Source organism: Streptomyces sp. CB02400 (genome assembly GCF_001905725.1).
Taxonomy (GTDB): domain Bacteria; phylum Actinomycetota; class Actinomycetes; order Streptomycetales; family Streptomycetaceae; genus Streptomyces; species Streptomyces atrovirens.
Genome location: NZ_LIWB01000015.1, coordinates 18,951 through 37,505, shown reverse-complemented (window position 1 = coordinate 37,505; position 18,555 = coordinate 18,951). Strand labels below are relative to the sequence as shown.

Below are 18,555 nucleotides of genomic sequence, written 5' to 3'. Positions count from 1 at the left end.
GCTGTGCGCGACACGGTACCGCCAACCGGTCGCGCTCAGCCGAGCAGGACCACCTCGACCTCGGTGCCGGGCGCGACGGACTCGGCGTCCTCGGGGACGACGATCAGCGCGTTCGCCTGCGCGAGGGCCGCCACGAGGTGGGAGCCGGCGCCGCCGACCGGGGTCACCGTGCCGTCGGTGTACCGGCCGCGCAGGAACTGGCGGCGGCCCCCCGGCGAGGTCAGCGCCCGGTCCGCGGTGAGCTTCGCGCGGGCCCTCGGACGGTGGACGTCCGTCAGGCCCATCAGGGTGCGGATGGCGGGCCGGACGAACAGCTCGAAGGAGACGTAACTGGAGACCGGGTTGCCGGGCAGGGCCAGCAGCGGGGTGTGGTCGGGGCCGATGGAGCCGAAGCCCTGCGGCTTGCCCGGCTGCATGGCGAGCTTGCGGAACTCGACGCCGCTGCCGGGCTCGTCCTCGTCCCCGGCGTACGACAGCGCCTCCTTGACGACGTCGTACGCCCCGACGCTCACGCCGCCGGTGGTGACCATCAGGTCGGCGCGCACCAGCTGGTCCTCGATGGTGTCCCGCAGGGTCGTGGCGTCGTCGGCGACGGCGCCCACGCGGTAGGCGATCGCGCCGGCGTCCCGCGCGGCGGCGGTGAGGGCGAAGCTGTTGGAGTCGTAGATCTGACCGGGGCGCAGTTCCTCGTCGGGCTGGACGAGTTCGCTGCCGGTGGAGAGCACCACCACGCGCGGGCGCGGGCGCACGCGTACCGTGCCGCGGCCGATCGCGGCCAGCAGGGAGATCTGCGGCGGGCCGAGGACGGTGCCGGCCGCCAGGGCGCGGTCACCGGCCTTGACGTCGCTGCCCTGGGCGCGCACGTGCGCGCGTGCCTCGGCCGGGCGGTACACGTTCACCTGCCCGGTGGCACCCTCGGGGGCGAGGCTGCGGGCGCGCATCCCGGTGGCCGGGCCCTCGCCGAGCCCGCCGTCGGTCCACTCGACGGGGACGACGGTCTCGGCGCCGGGCGGGAGCGGGGCACCGGTCATGATGCGGGCTGCCTGGCCGGGGCCGACGTGGAGGAGGCCGGCCGCGCCGGCGGCGACGTCCCCGACGACCTCCAGGGCCGCCGGGTACCGCTCGCTCGCGCCCGCGACGTCCGCGACCCGCACCGCGTACCCGTCCATGGAGCTGTTGTCGAACGGGGGCAGGGAGACGGGCACCGTGACGTCCTCGACCAGGACGCAGCCCTGGGCGTCGAGGAGGTGCAGCTCGATGGGTTCGAGGGGCCGGACGGTCGCGAGGATGTCGTCCAGGTGCTCGTCCACCGACCAGAGGTGGTCCGGGCCTGCGGTGCGGGGCGCGGCGGTGCTCAACGTTGCTGCATCTCCTCGGTGACGTATCGCTGGAGCCAGGTCCGGAAGTCCGGTCCCAGGTCCTCACGTTCGCACGCCAGTCGGACAATGGCACGCAGGTAGTCGCCGCGGTCGCCGGTGTCATAGCGGCGGCCCTTGAAGACGACGCCGTGCACCGGGCCGCCGGCCTTTTCGTCCTCGGCGAGCTGCTGGAGGGCGTCGGTGAGCTGGATCTCGCCGCCGCGGCCGGGCTCGGTCTTGCGCAGTATGCCGAAGACGGCGGGGTCGAGGACGTAGCGGCCGATGACGGCGTAGTTCGAAGGGGCGTCCTCGGGGGCGGGCTTCTCGACCAGGCCGGTGACCTTGACGACGTCGGCGTCCGCGGTGGTCTCGACCGCGGCGGAGCCGTAGAGGTGGATCTGCTCGGGGGCCACCTCCATGAGCGCGACGACGCTGCCGCCGTGCTGCTGCTGGACGTCGATCATGCGCTGGAGCAGGGGGTCGCGCGGGTCGATCAGGTCGTCGCCGAGGAGGACGGCGAAGGGCTCGTCGCCGACGTGCGGGGCGGCGCACAGCACGGCGTGGCCGAGGCCCTTGGGGTCGCCCTGGCGGACGTAGTGCATGGTGGCCAGGTCGCTGGACTCCTGGACCTTGGCGAGGCGGTCGGCGTCGCCCTTCTTCTGGAGGGCGGACTCCAGCTCGTAGTTGCGGTCGAAGTGGTCCTCCAGGGGGCGCTTGTTGCGGCCCGTCACCATGAGGACGTCGTCGAGGCCGGCGGAGACGGCCTCTTCGACCACGTACTGGATCGCCGGCTTGTCGACGACCGGCAGCATCTCCTTGGGAGTGGCCTTGGTGGCCGGCAGGAACCGGGTGCCGAGACCGGCTGCGGGGATGACAGCCTTGCTGATCCGAGGGTGTGACTGAGACATGTCCGCCACCATATCGGGCCCCTTTGCAGTGAATCTGGGGCTCCGGTTAATTACTGCTCATATGAGCATATTGGAACGGTACGGGGACAGATTTGAAACACGCAGAAGGCCCGAGCGATCTTGACAAGCGGGCATGGCGTCGAGAACTCCTCACGGTGAGGAACGGGTTGACGGCGGATGACGTGCGGGAATCCGCCGCCGCGCTGGCCCGGCAGGCACTCGGACTGCCCGAACTGGCGCATGCGCGCACGGTGGCGGCGTACGTCTCCGTGGGGAGCGAGCCCGGCACGCTCGCGCTGCTCGACGCGCTGCGCGCGCGGGGCGCACGCGTACTGCTGCCCGCACTGCTGCCCGACAACGACCTGGACTGGGGGGCGTACGAGGGCGAGGGCTCACTCACACGGGTGCGACACGGCGCGAAGATGGCGCTTTTCGAACCCTCGGGGCCGCTTCTCGGACCGGACGCCGTCACGGAGGCGGACGTCGTGCTGCTGCCGGGCCTCGCCGTCGACAGGCGCGGGATGCGCCTGGGACGCGGCGGCGGCTCCTACGACCGGGTCCTCGCCCGGCTGGACCGCGCGGGCGCGCGTCCGGCGCTGGTGGTGCTGCTGTACGACACGGAGGTCGTCGCGCGTGTCCCCGCCGAGCCGCACGACCGGCCGGTGCACGCGGTGGTGACGCCGTCCGGGGTGCGCCGGTTCGGCTGACGGTTCGGCTGACGGTTCGGCTGAGCCCCCGCACACGCGGAAGCGGCCGCCACACGCGCGTGGCGGCCGCTTCCGACGGCGAGGACCGGGTCAGGGCTTCAGCAGCAGGGTGTCGCTGGTGCTGTCCTCGACCGCCTTCTCCGAGTACGACCACTCCAGCAGCTCGCCCTCGGCCCACTTGTCCGTCTGGTCGACGTAGTGGGCGCTGTAGGCGTGTCCGGAGGCGCCGGTGAGGTTGATCCACCGGGACTTGTCGAGGTCGCCGAGGTTGACCACCATCCGCATGGACGGCACCCACACGACGCCGTAGCCCCCGGCGGCGTTCCAGCCGGTCGCGTTGACGGTGGCCTCGCCGCCGCCGAGCTTCCACGGACCGCGGTTGAGCATGTACTGCAGGAAGCCCGGGCCCTCGGTGCCGAGGGTCTGGTTCTTCAGGAACAGGCGGTGCAGCCGACCCCAGCTCCAGGTGTCGATGTCCTTGCCGAGCTTGGCGGTCAGCTCCCAGCGGGCGTCGATCATGGCGCGCTTGAACAGCTCGTCACGGTTGTCCGCGGCGGGGCGGGTGCCCGACTTGGGGGTCTTCCACCAGGAGCTGTCCTCCTTGTCCATCAGCTTGCGGACCACCTCGAACCAGCGGTCGCCGCCGTCGGGCTGCGCCTGGTCGGCGTCGCGCTGACCGCACTCGCGGATCTTGTCCACCTCGTCGGCGGGTCCGGTGGTGTTGACCGGGTCGACCCACACGCACTGGCCCTTGACCCGCAGCTCCTTGGGCAGCTTGTGGGCGAAGGCGAGCTTGAGGATGTTGCGCCACACGGAGTTGAAGTAGGCGGCGGCCGCCGAGTCGGCGTCCTGGGTGTAGTCCCAGCCCTCCAGCAGCTTCTGCGCCTCGCGGACGTCCGCGTCCTCGGTGTCGATCTTGAGCAGGTGCGGCACCAGCAGCTTGGCGATGGTGCTGGAGTTGTCGAGCTGCATCTGCCGCATGTCGTCGGTGGAGATCTTGCCGCCGTCCTTGATCTTCGACTTGATCAGTTCGGTGATCCGCTGGCTGCGGGCGCCGTAACCCCAGTCGGTGGTCAGCGTGTACGGGTACTCCTCGTCGACGACGGCCTGGTTGGCGGTGACGATGTAACCGCGGTCCGGGTTGTACTCGTAGGGCAGCGCCTCCTGCTCGATCCAGCCGGTCCACTCGTAGTCGGCGTCCCAGCCGGGGGCGGGGATGGAACCGTCGTGGTTCTCCGCGCGGGTGGGGATCTTCCCGGGGAGCGTGTAGCCGATGCTGCCCTCGGTGTCCGCGTAGATGAGGTTCTGCGAGGGCACCTCGAACAGGGTGGCCGCCTCACGGAAGTCGTCCCAGTCCTTCGCGCGGTTCATCGCGAAGATGGAGTCCATGGTGCGGCCGGCGTCCAGGGCGGTCCAGCGCAGCGCGACGCCGTAGCCGTCGCCCCGGTCAGGGGCGGCGCTGTCGACGGTGGCCTTCTTGCCGGTCTTCACCAGGTCGTCGGAACGGTCGGAGAGCAGGGGGCCGTTGTTGGTCTCACGGACGACGATCTTCTGCGCCTTGCCGCCGGCGACCTTGATGGTCTCCTCGCGCGTCTCGAACGGCACCACCTTGCCGTCGTACTGGTAGCCGTCGCCGGTGATCTTCTCCAGGTAGAGGTCGGTGACGTCGACACCGGAATTGGTCAGGCCCCAGGCGATGTCCTGGTTGTGGCCGATTATCACGCCCGGCATGCCCGCGAAGGTGTAGCCGGTGACGTCGTACTGGCACTCGGCGGAGACGTCGCGGCAGTGCAGGCCCATCTGGTACCAGACGGACGGCAGCGAGGCCGACAGGTGCGGGTCGTTGGCGAGCAGCGGCTTGCCGGTGATGGTGTGCTCACCGCCGACCACCCAGGAGTTGGAGCCGATGCCGTCGCCGTTGACGCCGACGGCGGTGGGGAGGTCCTGCAGGACCTCCTGGAGGCCGGTGAGCTGGCTCTCCAGGGTGGAACCGCTGGTGCCGGTACCCGTGCCGGTGCCGGTACCCGTGCCGGTACCGGTGCCTGTGCCTGTGCCCGTGCCGGTCTCCGCACCCGTCCCGGTGCCCGTCCCCGTCCCCGTGCTCTCGCCCTGCTCGTACGCCCCGGTGAGCTGGTTGTACTGGCCCTCCTGGACCACCGGCTTGTTCCGGCTGTACGGGTACGCCGGGTACAGGTCGGCGATCTGCTTCGGGCCGAGGCGGCTGGTCATCAGCGCGCGGTCGATCTCGTCCTGCATGTTGCCGCGCAGGTCCCAGGCCATCGCCTTCAGCCAGGCCACGGAGTCGACCGGGGTCCACTTCCCGGGCTTGTAGTCGTTCTCGAAGCCCAGCGCCGCGTACTCGAGGGAGATCTCCTTGCCCTCCTTGCCCTCCAGGTAGGCGTTGACGCCCTTGGCGTACGCCTGGAGGTACTTCTTGGTGGCGGGGGAGAGCTTCTTCTCGTACTCCTCCTCGGCGATCCGGTCCCAGCCCAGGGTGCGCAGGAACTCGTCGTTGTCGATCTGGCTCTCGCCGAACATCTCCGACAGGCGCCCGGCGGTCATGTGCCGGCGCACGTCCATCTCGTAGAACCGGTCCTGCGCCTGGACGTAGCCCTGCGCCATGAACAGGTCCTCGTCGGAGGAGGCGTAGATCTGCGGGATGCCGTAGCCGTCCCGCTTGACGTCGACGGTTCCCGTCAGGCCCTTGAGCGTGATCGAGCCCTTGGTCTGCGGGAAGGAGGCGCGCACGGTGCTGACCGACCAGTACCCGCCGTAGGCGACAGCACCGATCAGGGCCAGGACCAGGACGAGCACGATCAGTCGACCTCTGCGTCCCTTCTTCCTGCCGGACTTGCCGGGCTGCTGCCCCGCGGAGGCGCCGGCCTGCTGACCCGTGGAGGCGGTGGTGTCGGTGGGCATCGCTGTCCTTGCTGTCCTAACGCGAGCGGCAGGTCGGGCTGTGCTTTTAACTGAGCGCTGGAGCAACGATAGGCGCAGGGCCCCGCGGCACTTGACGCGGAGTGGGGAACCAGCCCGGACGGACGTTCGATCTTGCCGTCCCGAGCGTCAAGAAAACGTCAAGAGTTAGGTAAGGTAACGAAGTAGTTTGCCGCGGAAGCGGTGGCTCGTATGCGATGTACGTGAGCTCACGCGCGGGTGCGCCTGAGTCAGGGAAGGGAACGGCCGCTGACTGTCCACCACCTCAACCAGCTCCTGCTCGTCTGCTCGATCGTCCTGCTCGTCGCCGTCGCAGCGGTCCGGATCTCCTCGCGCAGCGGGCTCCCCAGCCTGCTCGTCTACCTGGGCATCGGCATCGCCATGGGCCAGGACGGCATCGGCGACATCCACTTCGACAACGCCGAGCTGACCCAGGTCATCGGATACGCGGCCCTGGTCGTGATCCTGGCCGAGGGCGGTCTGGGCACGAAGTGGACGGAGGTGAAACCGATCCTGCCCGCCGCCTCCGCGCTCGCGCTGACCGGCGTCGCGGTGAGCGTCGGCGTCACGGCGTCGGCCGCGCACTTCCTGGTCGGGCTGGAGTGGCGGCAGGCGCTGATCATCGGCGCGGTGGTGTCGTCGACCGACGCGGCGGCCGTCTTCTCCGTGCTGCGGAAAATACCGCTCCCCGCGCGGGTGACGGGCACACTGGAGGCGGAGTCCGGCTTCAACGACGCGCCCGTCGTCATCCTGGTCGTCGCCTTCTCCTCGGCCGGACCGGTCGAGCACTGGTACGTCCTGGTCGGCGAGATAGTGCTGGAGCTGGCCATCGGCGCCGCCATCGGGCTCGCGGTGGGCTGGCTGGGCGCCTGGGGGCTGCGGCACGTGGCGCTGCCCGCCTCCGGCCTCTACCCGATCGCCGTCATGGCCATCGCGGTCGCCGCCTACGCGGCCGGCGCCATAGTCCACGGCAGCGGCTTCCTCGCCGTCTACCTCGCCTCGATGGTGCTGGGCAACGCCAAACTGCCGCACTGGCCCGCCACGCGCGGCTTCGCCGAAGGGCTCGGCTGGCTCGCCCAGATCGGCATGTTCGTCCTGCTCGGCCTGCTCGTCACCCCGCACGAACTGGGCGACGACATCGTGCCCGCGCTGGTCATCGGGCTGGCGCTCACCATGGTGGCCCGCCCGCTGAGCGTCGTCGTCTGCCTGCTGCCGTTCCGGGTGCCCTGGCAGGAGCAGACACTGATGTCATGGGCGGGGCTGCGCGGCGCCGTGCCCATCATCCTGGCGACGATCCCGATGGTGGAGGGCGTCGAGGCGAGCGAGAAGATCTTCAACATCGTCTTCGTCCTGGTCGTCGTCTACACCCTCATCCAGGGCCCGACGCTGCCCTGGCTGGCCCGCAAACTGCGCCTGGGCGGGGAATCCGCCGCCGACCTCGGCATCGAGTCGGCGCCCCTGGAGCGGCTGCGCGGACACCTGCTGTCGGTCGCCATCCCGGCCGGGTCGAGGATGCACGGCGTGGAGGTCGCCGAGCTGCGGCTGCCGAACGGGTCCGCCGTCACCCTCGTCGTGCGCGAGGGGACGTCCTTCGTGCCGCTGCCGTCGACGGTGCTGCGCCGCGGGGACGAGCTGCTCGTCGTCGCCACGGACCCGGTACGGGACGCCGCCGAACGGCGCCTGCGCGCGGTCGGCCGGGGCGGCAAGCTGGCCGGCTGGCTGGGCGCCGACGGACCGCAGGCGGGCCGCTGACGGACAGCGGACAGGACTCCGACGGACCGCAGGCGGGCCGCCGACGGCGTGCCCGGCTTCACAGCGGACGACAGGTGATCCCTGTACGATGCAAGCGACCCCCAGATCGAACCAACTCTGCCTGACGCAGAGCTGGCGCGACCGTATGGCGGCCGGAACGCCCTGAGCTGTGGCGCCGGTATCTACCGCAGTCAGCGCAAGAGGACAGCTCTCGGCGCCCCCGCACGACCCGCGCGGGCCGCTACCAGGTGGCGGAAAGGCACGGGCCGTGGCATCCACGGTCACCACGTCGAAGGACTCGACGGCCACCTCCCGACCGGGATACGGCCGGCTGCTGCGCACGCGCGGCGCGTGGACGTTCCTGCTCCCCGGCTTCGCGGCCCGCCAGCCGTTCGCGATGCTCACCCTCTCCATCGTGCTGCTGGTGCAGCACACCACCGGCTCGTACGGCGCGGCCGGCGCCGTCGCGGCCGTCACCGGCGTCTCCATGGCGCTGTTCGCCCCCTACAGCGGCCGTCTCGCCGACCGCCACGGTCAGCGCGCCGTCCTCGTGCCCGGCGTCCTCGTCCACACGGCGGCCGGACTGGCCCTCACCGCGCTGGCGCTGACCGACGCGCCCCTGTGGGCGCTGTTCGCCGCCGCCGTGCCCACGGGTGCCTCGGTGCCGCAGGTCGGGCCCATGGTGCGGGCCCGCTGGGGCGTGCGGCTCAAGGGCTCCCCGCTGCTGACCACCGCGGCGGCCTTCGAGTCCGTCACCGACGAGTTCACCTTCGTCGTCGGACCGCTGCTGGCCACCGCCCTGTGCACGGCCGTCGACCCGGCCGCGGGCCTGCTCACCGAGGCCGCGCTGACGCTGGTCGGCGGTCTGCTGTTCGCCGCCCAGAAGGGCACACAGCCCGAGGCGGGCCGCGACGGGCACGCGCGCGTGGAGCACGTTTCCGCGCTGCGCGTCCCCGGTGTGCGCGTGCTGATCGTGACGTTCCTGGGCATCGGTTCCGTCTTCGGCGGCATGCAGGTCTCGCTGGCCGCGTTCACCGAGTCGATCGGTGAGCCCGGACTGAACGGCGTCCTCTACGGCGTCTTCGCCGCGGGCAACATGCTCTCCGGCATCGCCTGCGGCGCGATCGCCTGGAAGACCGCCCCGCAGCGGCGCCTGGTGATCGGCTACACGGCGCTCGCGCTGACCGCGTCCGCCCTGTGGACCGCCCACTCGGCCCTGCTGCTGGCCGGACTCGGTCTCCTGGTCGGCATGTGCATCGCACCGGCCCTGATCACCGGCTACACACTGGTGGAGAACCTGGTCCCGGCGGGCGCCCGCACCGAGGCCTTCACCTGGCTGACCGGCGCCGTCGCGCTCGGCCAGGCGGCGGCCGTCACGGTCGCGGGGCAGTTGGAGGACCGCCTGTGGGGCGGCGCCGGCTTCCTGGTCCCGATGGCCGGTACGGTGCTGGCCCTCGCGACGCTGCTGGCGCTGCGGTCGCGGCTGGCCGCGCCCCCGCGCGGGCGCACCGTCGCGCGTGGCGTCGGTCACCGCGAGTCCGTCGCAGTGGACTGAACCCGCGGAATACGTCAAGATGGACCGTCGTTAGCACTCATCGAGTGAGAGTGCCAGGAGGAAGACAGTGCCGACCTACCAGTACCAGTGCACCGAGTGCGGCGAGGGCCTCGAGGCGGTGCAGAAGTTCACCGACGACGCCCTGACCGAGTGCCCCAACTGCCAGGGCCGCCTGAAGAAGGTGTTCTCCGCGGTCGGCATCGTCTTCAAGGGCTCCGGCTTCTACCGCAACGACAGCCGCGGCTCCTCGTCGAGCAGCTCGCCGGCGTCGTCGAAGTCGTCGAGCACCTCGTCGTCGACGTCCTCCTCCTCCTCGGACTCGGGTTCGAGCTCGTCGTCCGGTTCGTCGTCCGGCTCCTCCGGTTCGGGCAGCACCGCCGGCACCACCGCCGCGTAGGGCCGCTTTCTCACGGATTCTTACGGAACCCCGTCGTCCGCCGACGACGGGGTCTTCGGCGTTTCCGGGTGCGGTTAGGGTGCGGGGCATGGCGAACATGGCGAAGGCCGGGATCGGCGTGATCGGCGGCTCCGGCTTCTACTCCTTCCTCGACGACGTGACCGAGGTCCAGGTGGACACCCCGTACGGGGCGCCCAGCGACTCCCTCTTCCTCGGCGAGGTGGCCGGCCGGCGGGTCGCCTTCCTGCCCCGGCACGGACGCGGCCACCATCTGCCGCCGCACCGCATCAACTACCGGGCCAACCTGTGGGCGCTGAGGTCGGTCGGCGTGCGCCAGGTCCTCGGGCCGTGCGCGGTCGGCGGCCTGCGCCCCGAGTACGGGCCGGGCACCCTGCTCGTGCCGGACCAGCTCGTGGACCGTACGAAGTCCCGGACGGGCACCTACTTCGACGGGCTGCCGCTGCCCGACGGCACGGTGCCGAACGTGGTCCATGTGTCGCTGGCCGACCCCTACTGCCCCACCGGGCGGGCCGCCGCGCTGAAGGCGGCACGGGGCCGGGGCTGGGAGCCGGTGGACGGCGGCACGCTGGTCGTGGTCGAGGGGCCGCGCTTCTCCACCCGCGCCGAGTCGCTGTGGCACCAGGCGCAGGGCTGGTCGGTGGTGGGCATGACCGGCCACCCCGAGGCGGCGCTCGCCCGTGAGATGGAGCTCTGCTACACCTCCCTGACCCTGGTCACCGACCTGGACGCCGGCGCCGAGACCGGGGAGGGCGTCTCCCACGACGAGGTGCTGCGGGTGTTCGCCGCCAACGTGGACCGGCTGCGGGGCGTGCTCTTCGACGCGGTGGCCGCGCTGCCGGCGACGGAGGAGCGGGACTGTCTGTGCACGTCGGCGCTGGGCGGGATGGACCCGGGGTTCGCGCTGCCGTAGCCGGTGGCGGGGCGGAACGTCCCGTTCGGGTGGGGGAGTTCTCCACAGGTTCGTGGTACGTCCACAGGGCCCGGCGGGGCGCGGCGCGAGGCCTCATCGTGGGAGTCGCAAGCCGGTCCCTCGTCGCAGGTGGTGGTATCCGTGTCCCGTCTTCCCTCCTCGCTCCGCTCCCCCTCTTCCCCCCGTCCGCCCGGCCCTGAGGTCCCTCCCCCGTGCGAGGTGCCGCACTTCGCCCCGGTGCGGGTGCGCGGCGGCCTGCCGCTCCCGGGCGGGCTCGTACGGCACCGGAGGCGGGCCATGGCGCTCGGTCTCGCGGTCACGGCGGCGGCGCTGGTGGCGGCGGGGCCGCGGGACGCGGACCGGTCCCGTGGCCGCCCCGACGGGTCCCCGGCGGCCCGTGCCGCCTCGGTGTCCTCCGGGGACCGTGCCGTACGGGCGCGGGGCGCGGGGGCGGCGGTCACGGCGGCGGTGCGGATCGCCGACGCGGCCACGGTACGGCTGCTGCGGCCGGGCGACCGGGTGGACGTGATCGCCGCCGAGGAGACGGCGTCCGGGGGCGAGGCCCGCGTGGTCGCGCGCGGGGCACGGGTGACCGAGGTGCCGGAACCGGCGGACGGAGCGGACGGAGCAGGCGGAACGGGCGACGGCGGGGCGCTGGTCGTGCTGTCGGTGCCGCGTTCCACGGCGGCCGAGCTGGCCGGCGCGAGCGCCACGGCCCGGCTGGCGGTGACGGTGTGGTGACCGGTGCTCCTCCGGCCCTCGTCCGCGCGTCGGGCCCTTGCGCCGGGCGGCCCGATTGGACAGGCCGACACCGGCGTGACGTAGGTTGCGGAGCGCTTTCTTCCGTACCCTTCGCACGAGAAATGAGGCCTCGAAGTGAGCGACCAGGAGAAGACGGGCATTCTGCAGGGCTTCAAGGCCTTCCTGATGCGGGGCAACGTCGTCGATCTGGCCGTGGCGGTGGTCATCGGTGCCGCCTTCACGAACATCGTCAACTCGGTCGTGAAGGGCGTCATCAATCCGCTGGTGGGTGCGTTCGGCACGAAGAACCTGGACAGCTACAGCTCGTGTCTGAAGGGCCCCTGCGAGGGCACCGGGGACGCCGCGACCGGTGTCAGGATCCTGTGGGGCTCGGTCCTCGGGGCGACGCTGCAGTTCGTGATCACCGCGGCGGTCGTCTACTTCCTGATGGTGCTGCCCATGGCGAAGTACCTGGCCCGGGTGGAGGCCCGCCGGAAGGCGAAGGAGGGCACGCACGAGGTCATCGAGATCACCGAGCTGGAGGTGCTCAAGGAGATCCGCGACACCCTCGTCGCGCAGCGCGGCACGGGGCACGGCGAGCGGTAGGGGCGGCCCGCCGACGGGCGGGTCAGATGTGGTGGGGCGGCTTCTCGTCGAGGAAGCGCTTCAGATCGGCCGCGCTGTCACCGGACGGGCGCTCGCCCCAGCCGCGGTCCGTGTCGTCCGAGGACTGCTGGTCCAGCGGGTCGTCGAAGACCAGTGCCGGCTTGGGCCCACTCGGGCGGGGATCGGGGGCGGTGCTCATACGTCCAGGGTACGGCCGCCCCTGACCGGGCAGTACTGGCCCATGAAAGCTGACGCTCTGACGGATGTGGCCGGCCTGCGCGTGGGGCACGCGACGCGTACCGGCGACGGATGGCTCACGGGCACCACGGTCGTGCTCGCGCCCGAGGGCGGGGCCGTGGCCGCGGTGGACGTGCGCGGCGGCGGGCCCGGCACGAAGGAGACCGACGCACTCGATCCGCGCAACCTGGTGCGGACGGTCGAGGCGGTGGTGCTGACCGGGGGCAGCGCGTACGGGCTGGACTCGGCGTCCGGGGTGATGGCCTGGCTGGAGGAGCGGGGGCGCGGGGTGCGCGTCGGGCCGGATCCCGCGCATGTGGTGCCGGTGGTGCCGGCCGCCTGTGTCTTCGACCTGGGCCGGGGCGGCGACTTCCGGGCCCGGCCGGACGCGGCCACCGGCCGGGCCGCGGTCGAGGCCGCGGCGGCGAGCGATCCGGGCGCGCCGGTGCCGCAGGGGTGCGTGGGCGCCGGTACGGGCGCGGTGGTCGGGCAGGTGAAGGGCGGGATCGGTACCGCGAGCGCGGTGCTGGAGTCGGGCATCACGGTGGCCGCTCTGGTGGTGGCCAACGCGGCGGGGTCGGCGGTGGATCCGGGGACGGGGGTGCTGTACGGGGAGTTGTTCCAGGGCCGGGTGCGGTACCCGGAACCGGAGGTGCACGAGGCCGCGCTGCGGCGGCTCGCGGAGGTGGCCGGGCGGAACGCGGATCCGCCGCTGAACACCACGCTCGCGGTGGTCGCCACCGACGCCGGCCTGTCCAAGGCGCAGGCGCAGAAGCTGGCCGGCACCGCGCACGACGGCATCGCGCGGGCCGTACGGCCGGTGCATCTGCTCAGCGACGGCGACACCGTCTTCACCCTGGCCACGGGCGCCCGTCCGCTGGACGCGGCGGACCCGCTGGCCCTGAACGAGGTTCTCGCGGCGGGCGCGGACCTGGTGACCCGCGCGATCGTACGAGCGGTCCGGGCCGCCGGTCCGGTGGACGGGCCGGGCGGTTCGTGGCCGTCGTACGGGGAGTTGTACGGCGAGCGGTGAGGGGTGCCGGCGACCGGCTGCGGAAGTACCGTTTGACCAGGAGCAATTGATGCCCGTACCGGCCCCGTCGGGAACTTCTCTTGCGCTCCGCTCGTTTTTCGGCCATACGTTTTCTCAGTTCCCGGACACGATGTCCGACCGAGGGGCTACGGTATGCACCCACAAGGTGACATGCAGCAACGCCGGGAGAAACCTTGAGCGTTCCGTACGAGACGGCAGCGTACGAACCATCCGACTCGCCCGAGTCTCCGGAGGAGCACCTCGCGCGCCTCCTCGGCCGTGCCCTGAACTCCTTCGAGCTGCCGGACGAGACGATCCGGCGGCTGGACTGCGCGCTGGCGCACGACGGTTCGCTGCACTCCGCGCACCACAGCGCCGGTCTGCACCGGGAGACGTACCGGCACACCTGGCTGCTCGCCGACGGTTCGGCGCTGACGCTCTGGGAGCTCGTGCACAACACGGCGCCGGGGGACGAACCGCAGCACGAGGTGTATGTCGACGAGGAGGAGCTGCGGACGGCCACGGCCCGGCTGCCGTTGCCGCCGGACACGCCGGACTTCGAGCTGCCGGTGACGGTGCAGCTGCTGCCGCCTCCCACGCTGCGGCAGGTGTACGTTCCGGACGGTTCCGCGGATCACGCGCGGCGTTTACTGCGCCGGGCGGAGAACACGGACCGGCCGGGCGCGGAGACGGCCGCGCTGCTGGCCACGGCGTGCGCGCACCGGATCACGCAGGCCTTCGGCCGCCCGTCGCGCGCGGGGCGTCCGGGGCTGTCCTTCTCGCTCTACGAGCACGCGTTCCTGCTGGGGGACGGCGCGGAGATGTCCGTGTGGGAGGTCGAGCACACGGTCACGCCGGACGGACGGCACATGTGCGAGGTGTACGCCAGCGAGGACGCGGCGCGGGACGCGATGGAGCGCCGGGCGGCGCAGGTCTCCTGACGCGGGCGGCCGGGGCCGCGACTCAGCCCCGCTCAGCCCCGCTCAGTCCCCTTCGCCGAAGCGCCGTACCAGCCCGGCGAACGCGTCGCGCTCCGCCGGGGTGAGCCGTACGGCTTCCACGTGGGGGCCGGTCCGCCGCTGGCGTGGGATCACCGGGGCGCCGTGAGGGGCGTGGGGGGTGTGCTGCCGGCGGGCCGCCTCGTCGAGGGGTTCGCGTGCGCGCGTCCGTCCGCGCCGGCGCCGCAGGGCGTCGGCCAGGCCCGCCGCACAGGCCACGGCCACCAGGGTGAGGACGGTGGCGCCCGTCGTCCGCGAGAGTGTCGTGTACTCAGGCATGCGGCCCAGTACACACCAAGATCCGGGGCTTTGACCCCGGATCGTGATGATCGTGATCTATATCGCAGTAGGCATGAACCGCCCACACCTACCCAAACGGACGCACCGTCGTAACTCTACGCGGCCACCGGCTGCTTGGTCCCCGCCGACGGAGCCGAGGCGCCCTCGCCCGCGCCCGTGGTGGCCGGGGCCGGCTTGCGCAGGCCCTTGAGGACGATCACCAGGGCCGCCGTGACACACACGCCCGCGGCGATGGCGACCAGGTAGAGGAACGGGTTGCCGATCAGCGGGACGACGAAGATGCCGCCGTGCGGGGCGCGCAGGGTGGCGCCGAAGGTCATCGACAGGGCGCCGGTGACCGCGCCGCCCACCATGGAGGCGGGGATCACCCGCAGCGGGTCGGCGGCGGCGAACGGGATCGCGCCCTCGGAGATGAAGGAGGCGCCCAGGACCCAGGCGGCCTTGCCGTTCTCGCGTTCGGTGCGGTTGAAGAGCTTGCCGCGCACGGTGGTGGCCAGGGCCATCGCCAGCGGCGGCACCATGCCGGCGGCCATCACCGCGGCCATGATCTTCATCGCGGAGTCGCTGGGGCTCGCGACGGCGATCCCGGCGGTGGCGAAGGTGTAGGCGACCTTGTTGACGGGTCCGCCGAGGTCGAAGCACATCATCAGGCCGAGGAGGGCGCCGAGCAGGACGGCGTTGGTGCCGGTGAGGCCGTTCAGCCAGTCCGTCATGCCCTTCTGGGCCTCGGCGATGGGCTTGCCGATGACGACGAACATCAGGAAGCCGACGACCGCCGCGGAGATCAGCGGGATCACCACCACCGGCATGATGCCGCGCAGGGCCGCCGGGATGCGCACCTTCTGGATCGCGATCACCACGCCACCGGCGATCAGACCGGCCGCGAGACCGCCGAGGAATCCGGCGTTGATGGTGAGCGAGATCGCGCCGCCGACGAAGCCGGGCACGAGGCCGGGCCGGTCGGCCATGCCGTAGGCGATGTAACCGGCCAGGACCGGGACGAGGAAGCCGAAGGCGACGCCGCCGATCTGGAAGAGCAGGGCGCCCCAGCTGTCGGCCTGGGTCCACACGAAGTGGTCCATCACCGAGGGCGCCTCGTTGATCTCGTAGCCGCCGATCGCGAAGCCGAGGGCGATGAGCAGGCCGCCCGCCGCGACGAACGGCACCATGTAGCTGACGCCCGACATCAGCCACTTGCGCAGTTTGGTGCCGTAGCCCTCGCCGCTGTCACCGGCCCGCTCGACGGGCGTACCGCCGGACGCTCCGGACGTGGCCGCCGCGGTGACCTCGCCGCGCTCCGCCTTGCCTCTCACCTCGGTGATCAGGTCGGCGGGCCGGTTGATGGCCGCCTTGACCCCGGTGTCGACGGTCGGCTTGCCCGCGAAGCGGTCCTTCTCCCGTACGGGCACGTCGTGGGCGAAGATCACTCCGTCCGCCGCCGCGATCACGGCCGGGTCGAGCCGGGTGAAGCCTGCGGAGCCCTGGGTCTCGACGACGATCTCGATCCCGGCGTCCCGGCCGGCGTTCTCCAGCGACTCGGCGGCCATGTAGGTGTGGGCGATGCCGGTGGGGCAGGAGGTGACGGCGACGACCCGGAACGGGCGCTCCTCCTCGGCAGCGGCGACGGTGGTGGTGTCCGTGGCGGCACCGGGGGAGGCCGCCCCCGGTGCCGCCACGGAGTCCTCGGAGTCCTCGGAGCCCGGGGAGCCTGCCTCTTCGCCCCGGATGAGCGCCGCAGCCGCCCCCGCATCGCCCACCGACCGCAGCGCATCGGTGAACTCGGCGTTCATCAGCTGCCGGGCCAGCGACGACAGGATCGTCAGATGGGCGTCGTCGGCGCCGGCCGGGGCGGCGATGAGGAAGACCAGGTCGGCGGGCCCGTCCGCCGCGCCGAAGTCGATCCCGGCGGCGCTGCGTCCGAAGGCGAGCGTGGGCTCGGTGACGTGTTCACTGCGGCAGTGCGGGATGCCGATGCCGCCGTCGAGGCCGGTCGGCATCTGCGCCTCGCGGGCGGCGACGTCGGCGAGGAAGCCGTCCAGGTCGGTCACCCGGCCCAGGGCCACCATGCGCTCGGCGAGGGCGCGCGCCGCCGCCTCCTTGGTGTCGGCGGACAGGTCGAGATCGACCAGTTCCGCAGTGATCATGTCGCTCATCGCGGGCTCCTTCGCACGCGTATCGCCCGTGCAGCGGGGTGGGCGGAAGGGGGGACGGGGGTGAGGAGGGGGAGGGGAGGGTTCATGACACCGGCTCCCGCAGTGCGCGGTCGGCGGGTACCTCGGCCGTGACGGTCACCGCGGCCGGGTCCAGGTCGGCCGGGGTCGGCATCACGCTGCCGGGGAGCCGGACGGCCGCCGCGCCGTGGGCGACGGCGGAGGCGAGCGCCTCGGGTCCGCGCCCGCCGGCGACGAGGAACCCGGCCAGCGAGGAGTCGCCCGCGCCCACGTTGCTGCGGACGGCGTCCACCGCGGCGGTGCCGAACCAGGCGCCGTCGTCGTCCACGAGCAGCTGCCCGTCGGCGCCGAGGCTCGCCAGGACGGCCCGGGCGCCCATCCCCCGCAGCTCCTCGGCCGCCTTCAGCGCGTCACCCACGGTGGCCAGGGGCCGCCCCACGGCCTCGGCCAGCTCCCCCGCGTTCGGCTTCACCACGTCGGGCCGCTCGCGCAGGGCCGCGAGCAGCGCGGGCCCTGAGGTGTCCAGCGCGACGCGTACGCCGGCGGCGTGCACCCGGGCGACCAGTTCGGCGTACCAGGAGGGGGCGAGTCCGCGCGGCAGGCTGCCGCAGCAGGCGATCCAGTCGGCGCCCGGGGACTGCCGGCGCACGGTGTCCAGGAGCAGTTCCTGTTCGGCCGCCGTCAGTTCCGGACCCGGTGCGTTGATCTTCGTCAGTACGCCGTCGGCCTCGGCGAGCGCGATGTTGGAGCGGGTGGCGCCGGCGACCGGGACCGGAGCGACCTCGATGCCCTGCGCGTCGAGCAGGTCGGCGACCAGCGCGCCCGGCGCACCGCCCAGGGGCAGTACGGCGACCGTGCGCCGGCCGGCCGCGGTGACGGCGCGGGAGACGTTGACGCCCTTGCCGCCGGGGTCGACGCGTTCACCGGTGGCCCGGACGACCTCGCCGCGGTCCAGCGAGGGGACCTCGTAGGTGCGGTCCAGGGACGGGTTGGGGGTGACGGTGAGGATCATGCGCGTACCACTTCCGTGCCGCCGTGCTCGATCGCGGCGGCGTCGTCCGGGCCGAGCCCGCTGTCGGTGATCAGCAGGTCCACGTCGCTCAGGTCGCCGAAGCGGGCGAAGTGCTCCTGGCCGTGCTTGGAGGAGTCGGCGAGCAGCACCACCCGGCGGGCAGCGGCCATGGCCGCGCGCTTCACGGCGGCCTCGGCGAGGTCGGGCGTGGTCAGCCCGTGTTCGGCGGAGAACCCGTTGGCGGCCACGAAGAGCACGTCCGCGCGGATCTCGGCGTACGCGCGCAGCGCCCAGGCGTCCACGGCGGCGCGCGTGCGGTGCCGTACGCGCCCCCCGACGAGATGGAGCTGGATGCCGGGGTGGTCGGCGAGGCGGGCCGCGATGGGCAGGCTGTGGGTGACGACGGTGAGGGAGGTCTCCGCCGGCAGGATCCCGGCGAGCCGCGCGGCCGTCGAACCGGCGTCCACGATCAGTGTTCCGTCGGCCGGGAGCTCGGCGAGGGCGGCCCTGGCGATGCGGTCCTTCTCGTCGGCCGCGGTCGTCTCCCGCTCGGCGAGGTCCGGCTCGAAGTCGAGGCGCCCGGCGGGAATGGCCCCGCCGTGCACCCTGCGGACCAGGCCGGCGCGGTCGAGGGCCTTGAGGTCCCGGCGGATGGTCTCGGCGGTCACCTGGAACTCCTCGGCCAGCGAGACCACGTCCACCCGGCCGCCGTCGCGGGCGAGCCGCAGGATCTCCTGCTGGCGTTCCGGTGCGTACATGGGCGTGCCTCCGAGTCCGTTCATGCCCGAACGTGTGGTTTCGCTCGCAGAGTACGTTCGAATGTCCGGGAAGTAAACGGAGATGGGCACATTCGGGCATGAACGGGCTTCTGTTCATGCCCACCCGTCCGCATGACAAGGGCCCGGCACCCCA

17 protein-coding genes are annotated in these 18,555 nt (G+C 72.3%); 9 read left to right on the top strand and 8 right to left on the bottom strand.

Annotated elements, in window-relative coordinates; translation table 11 throughout:
- Nucleotides 1-35: 35 nt before the first annotated feature.
- A complete protein-coding gene (glp, locus tag AMK33_RS29430; protein WP_073936020.1) occupies nucleotides 36-1,358 on the bottom strand; it encodes a molybdotransferase-like divisome protein Glp in 1,323 nt (440 codons plus the stop codon).
- Entirely contained in the window at nucleotides 1,355-2,266 is a 912-nt protein-coding gene (galU, locus tag AMK33_RS29425; RefSeq protein ID WP_073936162.1) for a UTP--glucose-1-phosphate uridylyltransferase GalU, read from the bottom strand. The genes glp and galU overlap by 4 nt, the downstream gene beginning before the upstream one ends.
- A gap of 92 nt (nucleotides 2,267-2,358) precedes the next feature.
- On the opposite strand from galU, the gene AMK33_RS29420 reads away from it, so the two are divergent.
- Nucleotides 2,359-2,973, top strand: a complete 615-nt coding sequence (locus AMK33_RS29420) for a 5-formyltetrahydrofolate cyclo-ligase (RefSeq protein ID WP_073936019.1) — start codon at nucleotides 2,359-2,361, stop codon at nucleotides 2,971-2,973.
- 90 nt (nucleotides 2,974-3,063) lie between these two features.
- Here AMK33_RS29420 and AMK33_RS29415 read toward each other — a convergent pair whose 3' ends face one another.
- Complete coding sequence (locus AMK33_RS29415; RefSeq protein ID WP_073936018.1) at nucleotides 3,064-5,892, bottom strand: penicillin acylase family protein; 2,829 nt, start codon at nucleotides 5,890-5,892, stop codon at nucleotides 3,064-3,066.
- A gap of 237 nt (nucleotides 5,893-6,129) precedes the next feature.
- Between AMK33_RS29415 and AMK33_RS29410 the strand changes: the two genes are divergently transcribed.
- The 6 genes from AMK33_RS29410 (at nucleotide 6,130) to mscL (ending at nucleotide 11,892) form a co-directional block, all read left to right on the top strand.
- Nucleotides 6,130-7,662: a potassium/proton antiporter gene (locus AMK33_RS29410; RefSeq protein WP_073936017.1), complete on the top strand. Its 1,533-nt coding sequence runs from the start codon at nucleotides 6,130-6,132 to the stop codon at nucleotides 7,660-7,662.
- A 268-nt stretch (nucleotides 7,663-7,930) separates the two neighbouring features.
- Nucleotides 7,931-9,217: an MFS transporter gene (locus AMK33_RS29405; RefSeq protein ID WP_073936016.1), complete on the top strand. Its 1,287-nt coding sequence runs from the start codon at nucleotides 7,931-7,933 to the stop codon at nucleotides 9,215-9,217.
- 67 nt (nucleotides 9,218-9,284) lie between these two features.
- Entirely contained in the window at nucleotides 9,285-9,614 is a 330-nt protein-coding gene (locus AMK33_RS29400) for an FmdB family zinc ribbon protein (RefSeq protein WP_073936015.1), read from the top strand.
- A 97-nt stretch (nucleotides 9,615-9,711) separates the two neighbouring features.
- Nucleotides 9,712-10,545: an S-methyl-5'-thioadenosine phosphorylase gene (locus AMK33_RS29395; RefSeq protein ID WP_073936161.1), complete on the top strand. Its 834-nt coding sequence runs from the start codon at nucleotides 9,712-9,714 to the stop codon at nucleotides 10,543-10,545.
- Nucleotides 10,546-10,764: 219 nt separating this feature from the next.
- Nucleotides 10,765-11,286, top strand: a complete 522-nt coding sequence (locus AMK33_RS29390; protein ID WP_235618236.1) for an RcpC/CpaB family pilus assembly protein — start codon at nucleotides 10,765-10,767, stop codon at nucleotides 11,284-11,286.
- Between the two features lie 135 nt (nucleotides 11,287-11,421).
- Nucleotides 11,422-11,892 carry a large conductance mechanosensitive channel protein MscL gene (gene mscL / locus AMK33_RS29385; protein WP_073936013.1) on the top strand — a complete coding sequence of 157 codons (471 nt, stop codon included), beginning with the start codon at nucleotides 11,422-11,424 and terminating at the stop codon, nucleotides 11,890-11,892.
- 22 nt (nucleotides 11,893-11,914) lie between these two features.
- Here mscL and AMK33_RS41730 read toward each other — a convergent pair whose 3' ends face one another.
- The gene (locus tag AMK33_RS41730) at nucleotides 11,915-12,091 is read right to left on the bottom strand and encodes a hypothetical protein (RefSeq protein WP_107425243.1); all 177 of its coding nucleotides are present in this window, start codon (nucleotides 12,089-12,091) and stop codon (nucleotides 11,915-11,917) included.
- A gap of 42 nt (nucleotides 12,092-12,133) precedes the next feature.
- On the opposite strand from AMK33_RS41730, the gene AMK33_RS29380 reads away from it, so the two are divergent.
- On the top strand, nucleotides 12,134-13,162 hold the full coding sequence (locus tag AMK33_RS29380; RefSeq protein ID WP_073936012.1) for a P1 family peptidase: 1,029 nt from the start codon (nucleotides 12,134-12,136) through the stop codon (nucleotides 13,160-13,162).
- 194 nt (nucleotides 13,163-13,356) lie between these two features.
- A complete protein-coding gene (locus AMK33_RS29375; protein WP_073936011.1) occupies nucleotides 13,357-14,103 on the top strand; it encodes a DUF6227 family protein in 747 nt (248 codons plus the stop codon).
- Nucleotides 14,104-14,145: 42 nt separating this feature from the next.
- Here AMK33_RS29375 and AMK33_RS29370 read toward each other — a convergent pair whose 3' ends face one another.
- From AMK33_RS29370 to AMK33_RS29355, 4 genes are all read right to left on the bottom strand, one after another.
- Nucleotides 14,146-14,439 carry a hypothetical protein gene (locus AMK33_RS29370; RefSeq protein ID WP_073936010.1) on the bottom strand — a complete coding sequence of 98 codons (294 nt, stop codon included), beginning with the start codon at nucleotides 14,437-14,439 and terminating at the stop codon, nucleotides 14,146-14,148.
- 116 nt (nucleotides 14,440-14,555) lie between these two features.
- Nucleotides 14,556-16,613 carry a PTS fructose transporter subunit IIABC gene (locus tag AMK33_RS29365; RefSeq protein WP_073936009.1) on the bottom strand — a complete coding sequence of 686 codons (2,058 nt, stop codon included), beginning with the start codon at nucleotides 16,611-16,613 and terminating at the stop codon, nucleotides 14,556-14,558.
- Between the two features lie 82 nt (nucleotides 16,614-16,695).
- On the bottom strand, nucleotides 16,696-17,643 hold the full coding sequence (gene pfkB, locus AMK33_RS29360; protein WP_073936008.1) for a 1-phosphofructokinase: 948 nt from the start codon (nucleotides 17,641-17,643) through the stop codon (nucleotides 16,696-16,698).
- Nucleotides 17,640-18,401: a DeoR/GlpR family DNA-binding transcription regulator gene (locus AMK33_RS29355; RefSeq protein ID WP_073936007.1), complete on the bottom strand. Its 762-nt coding sequence runs from the start codon at nucleotides 18,399-18,401 to the stop codon at nucleotides 17,640-17,642. Before AMK33_RS29355 ends, pfkB begins: the two co-directional genes overlap by 4 nt.
- Between the last annotated feature and the right edge of the window lie 154 nt (nucleotides 18,402-18,555).

Excerpts from the sequence above, each read along its gene's own strand:
- galU (WP_073936162.1), bottom strand. The coding sequence starts at position 2,266 with ATGTCTCAGTCACACCCTCGGATCAGCAAGGCTGTCATCCCCGCAGCC.
- AMK33_RS29415 (WP_073936018.1), bottom strand. The coding sequence starts at position 5,892 with ATGCCCACCGACACCACCGCCTCCACGGGTCAGCAGGCCGGCGCCTCC.
- AMK33_RS29395 (WP_073936161.1), top strand. The coding sequence starts at position 9,712 with ATGGCGAAGGCCGGGATCGGCGTGATCGGCGGCTCCGGCTTCTACTCC.
- AMK33_RS41730 (WP_107425243.1), bottom strand. The coding sequence starts at position 12,091 with ATGAGCACCGCCCCCGATCCCCGCCCGAGTGGGCCCAAGCCGGCACTG.
- AMK33_RS29380 (WP_073936012.1), top strand. The coding sequence starts at position 12,134 with ATGAAAGCTGACGCTCTGACGGATGTGGCCGGCCTGCGCGTGGGGCAC.
- AMK33_RS29370 (WP_073936010.1), bottom strand. The coding sequence starts at position 14,439 with ATGCCTGAGTACACGACACTCTCGCGGACGACGGGCGCCACCGTCCTC.
- AMK33_RS29365 (WP_073936009.1), bottom strand. The coding sequence starts at position 16,613 with ATGAGCGACATGATCACTGCGGAACTGGTCGATCTCGACCTGTCCGCC.
- pfkB (WP_073936008.1), bottom strand. The coding sequence starts at position 17,643 with ATGATCCTCACCGTCACCCCCAACCCGTCCCTGGACCGCACCTACGAG.
- AMK33_RS29355 (WP_073936007.1), bottom strand. The coding sequence starts at position 18,401 with ATGTACGCACCGGAACGCCAGCAGGAGATCCTGCGGCTCGCCCGCGAC.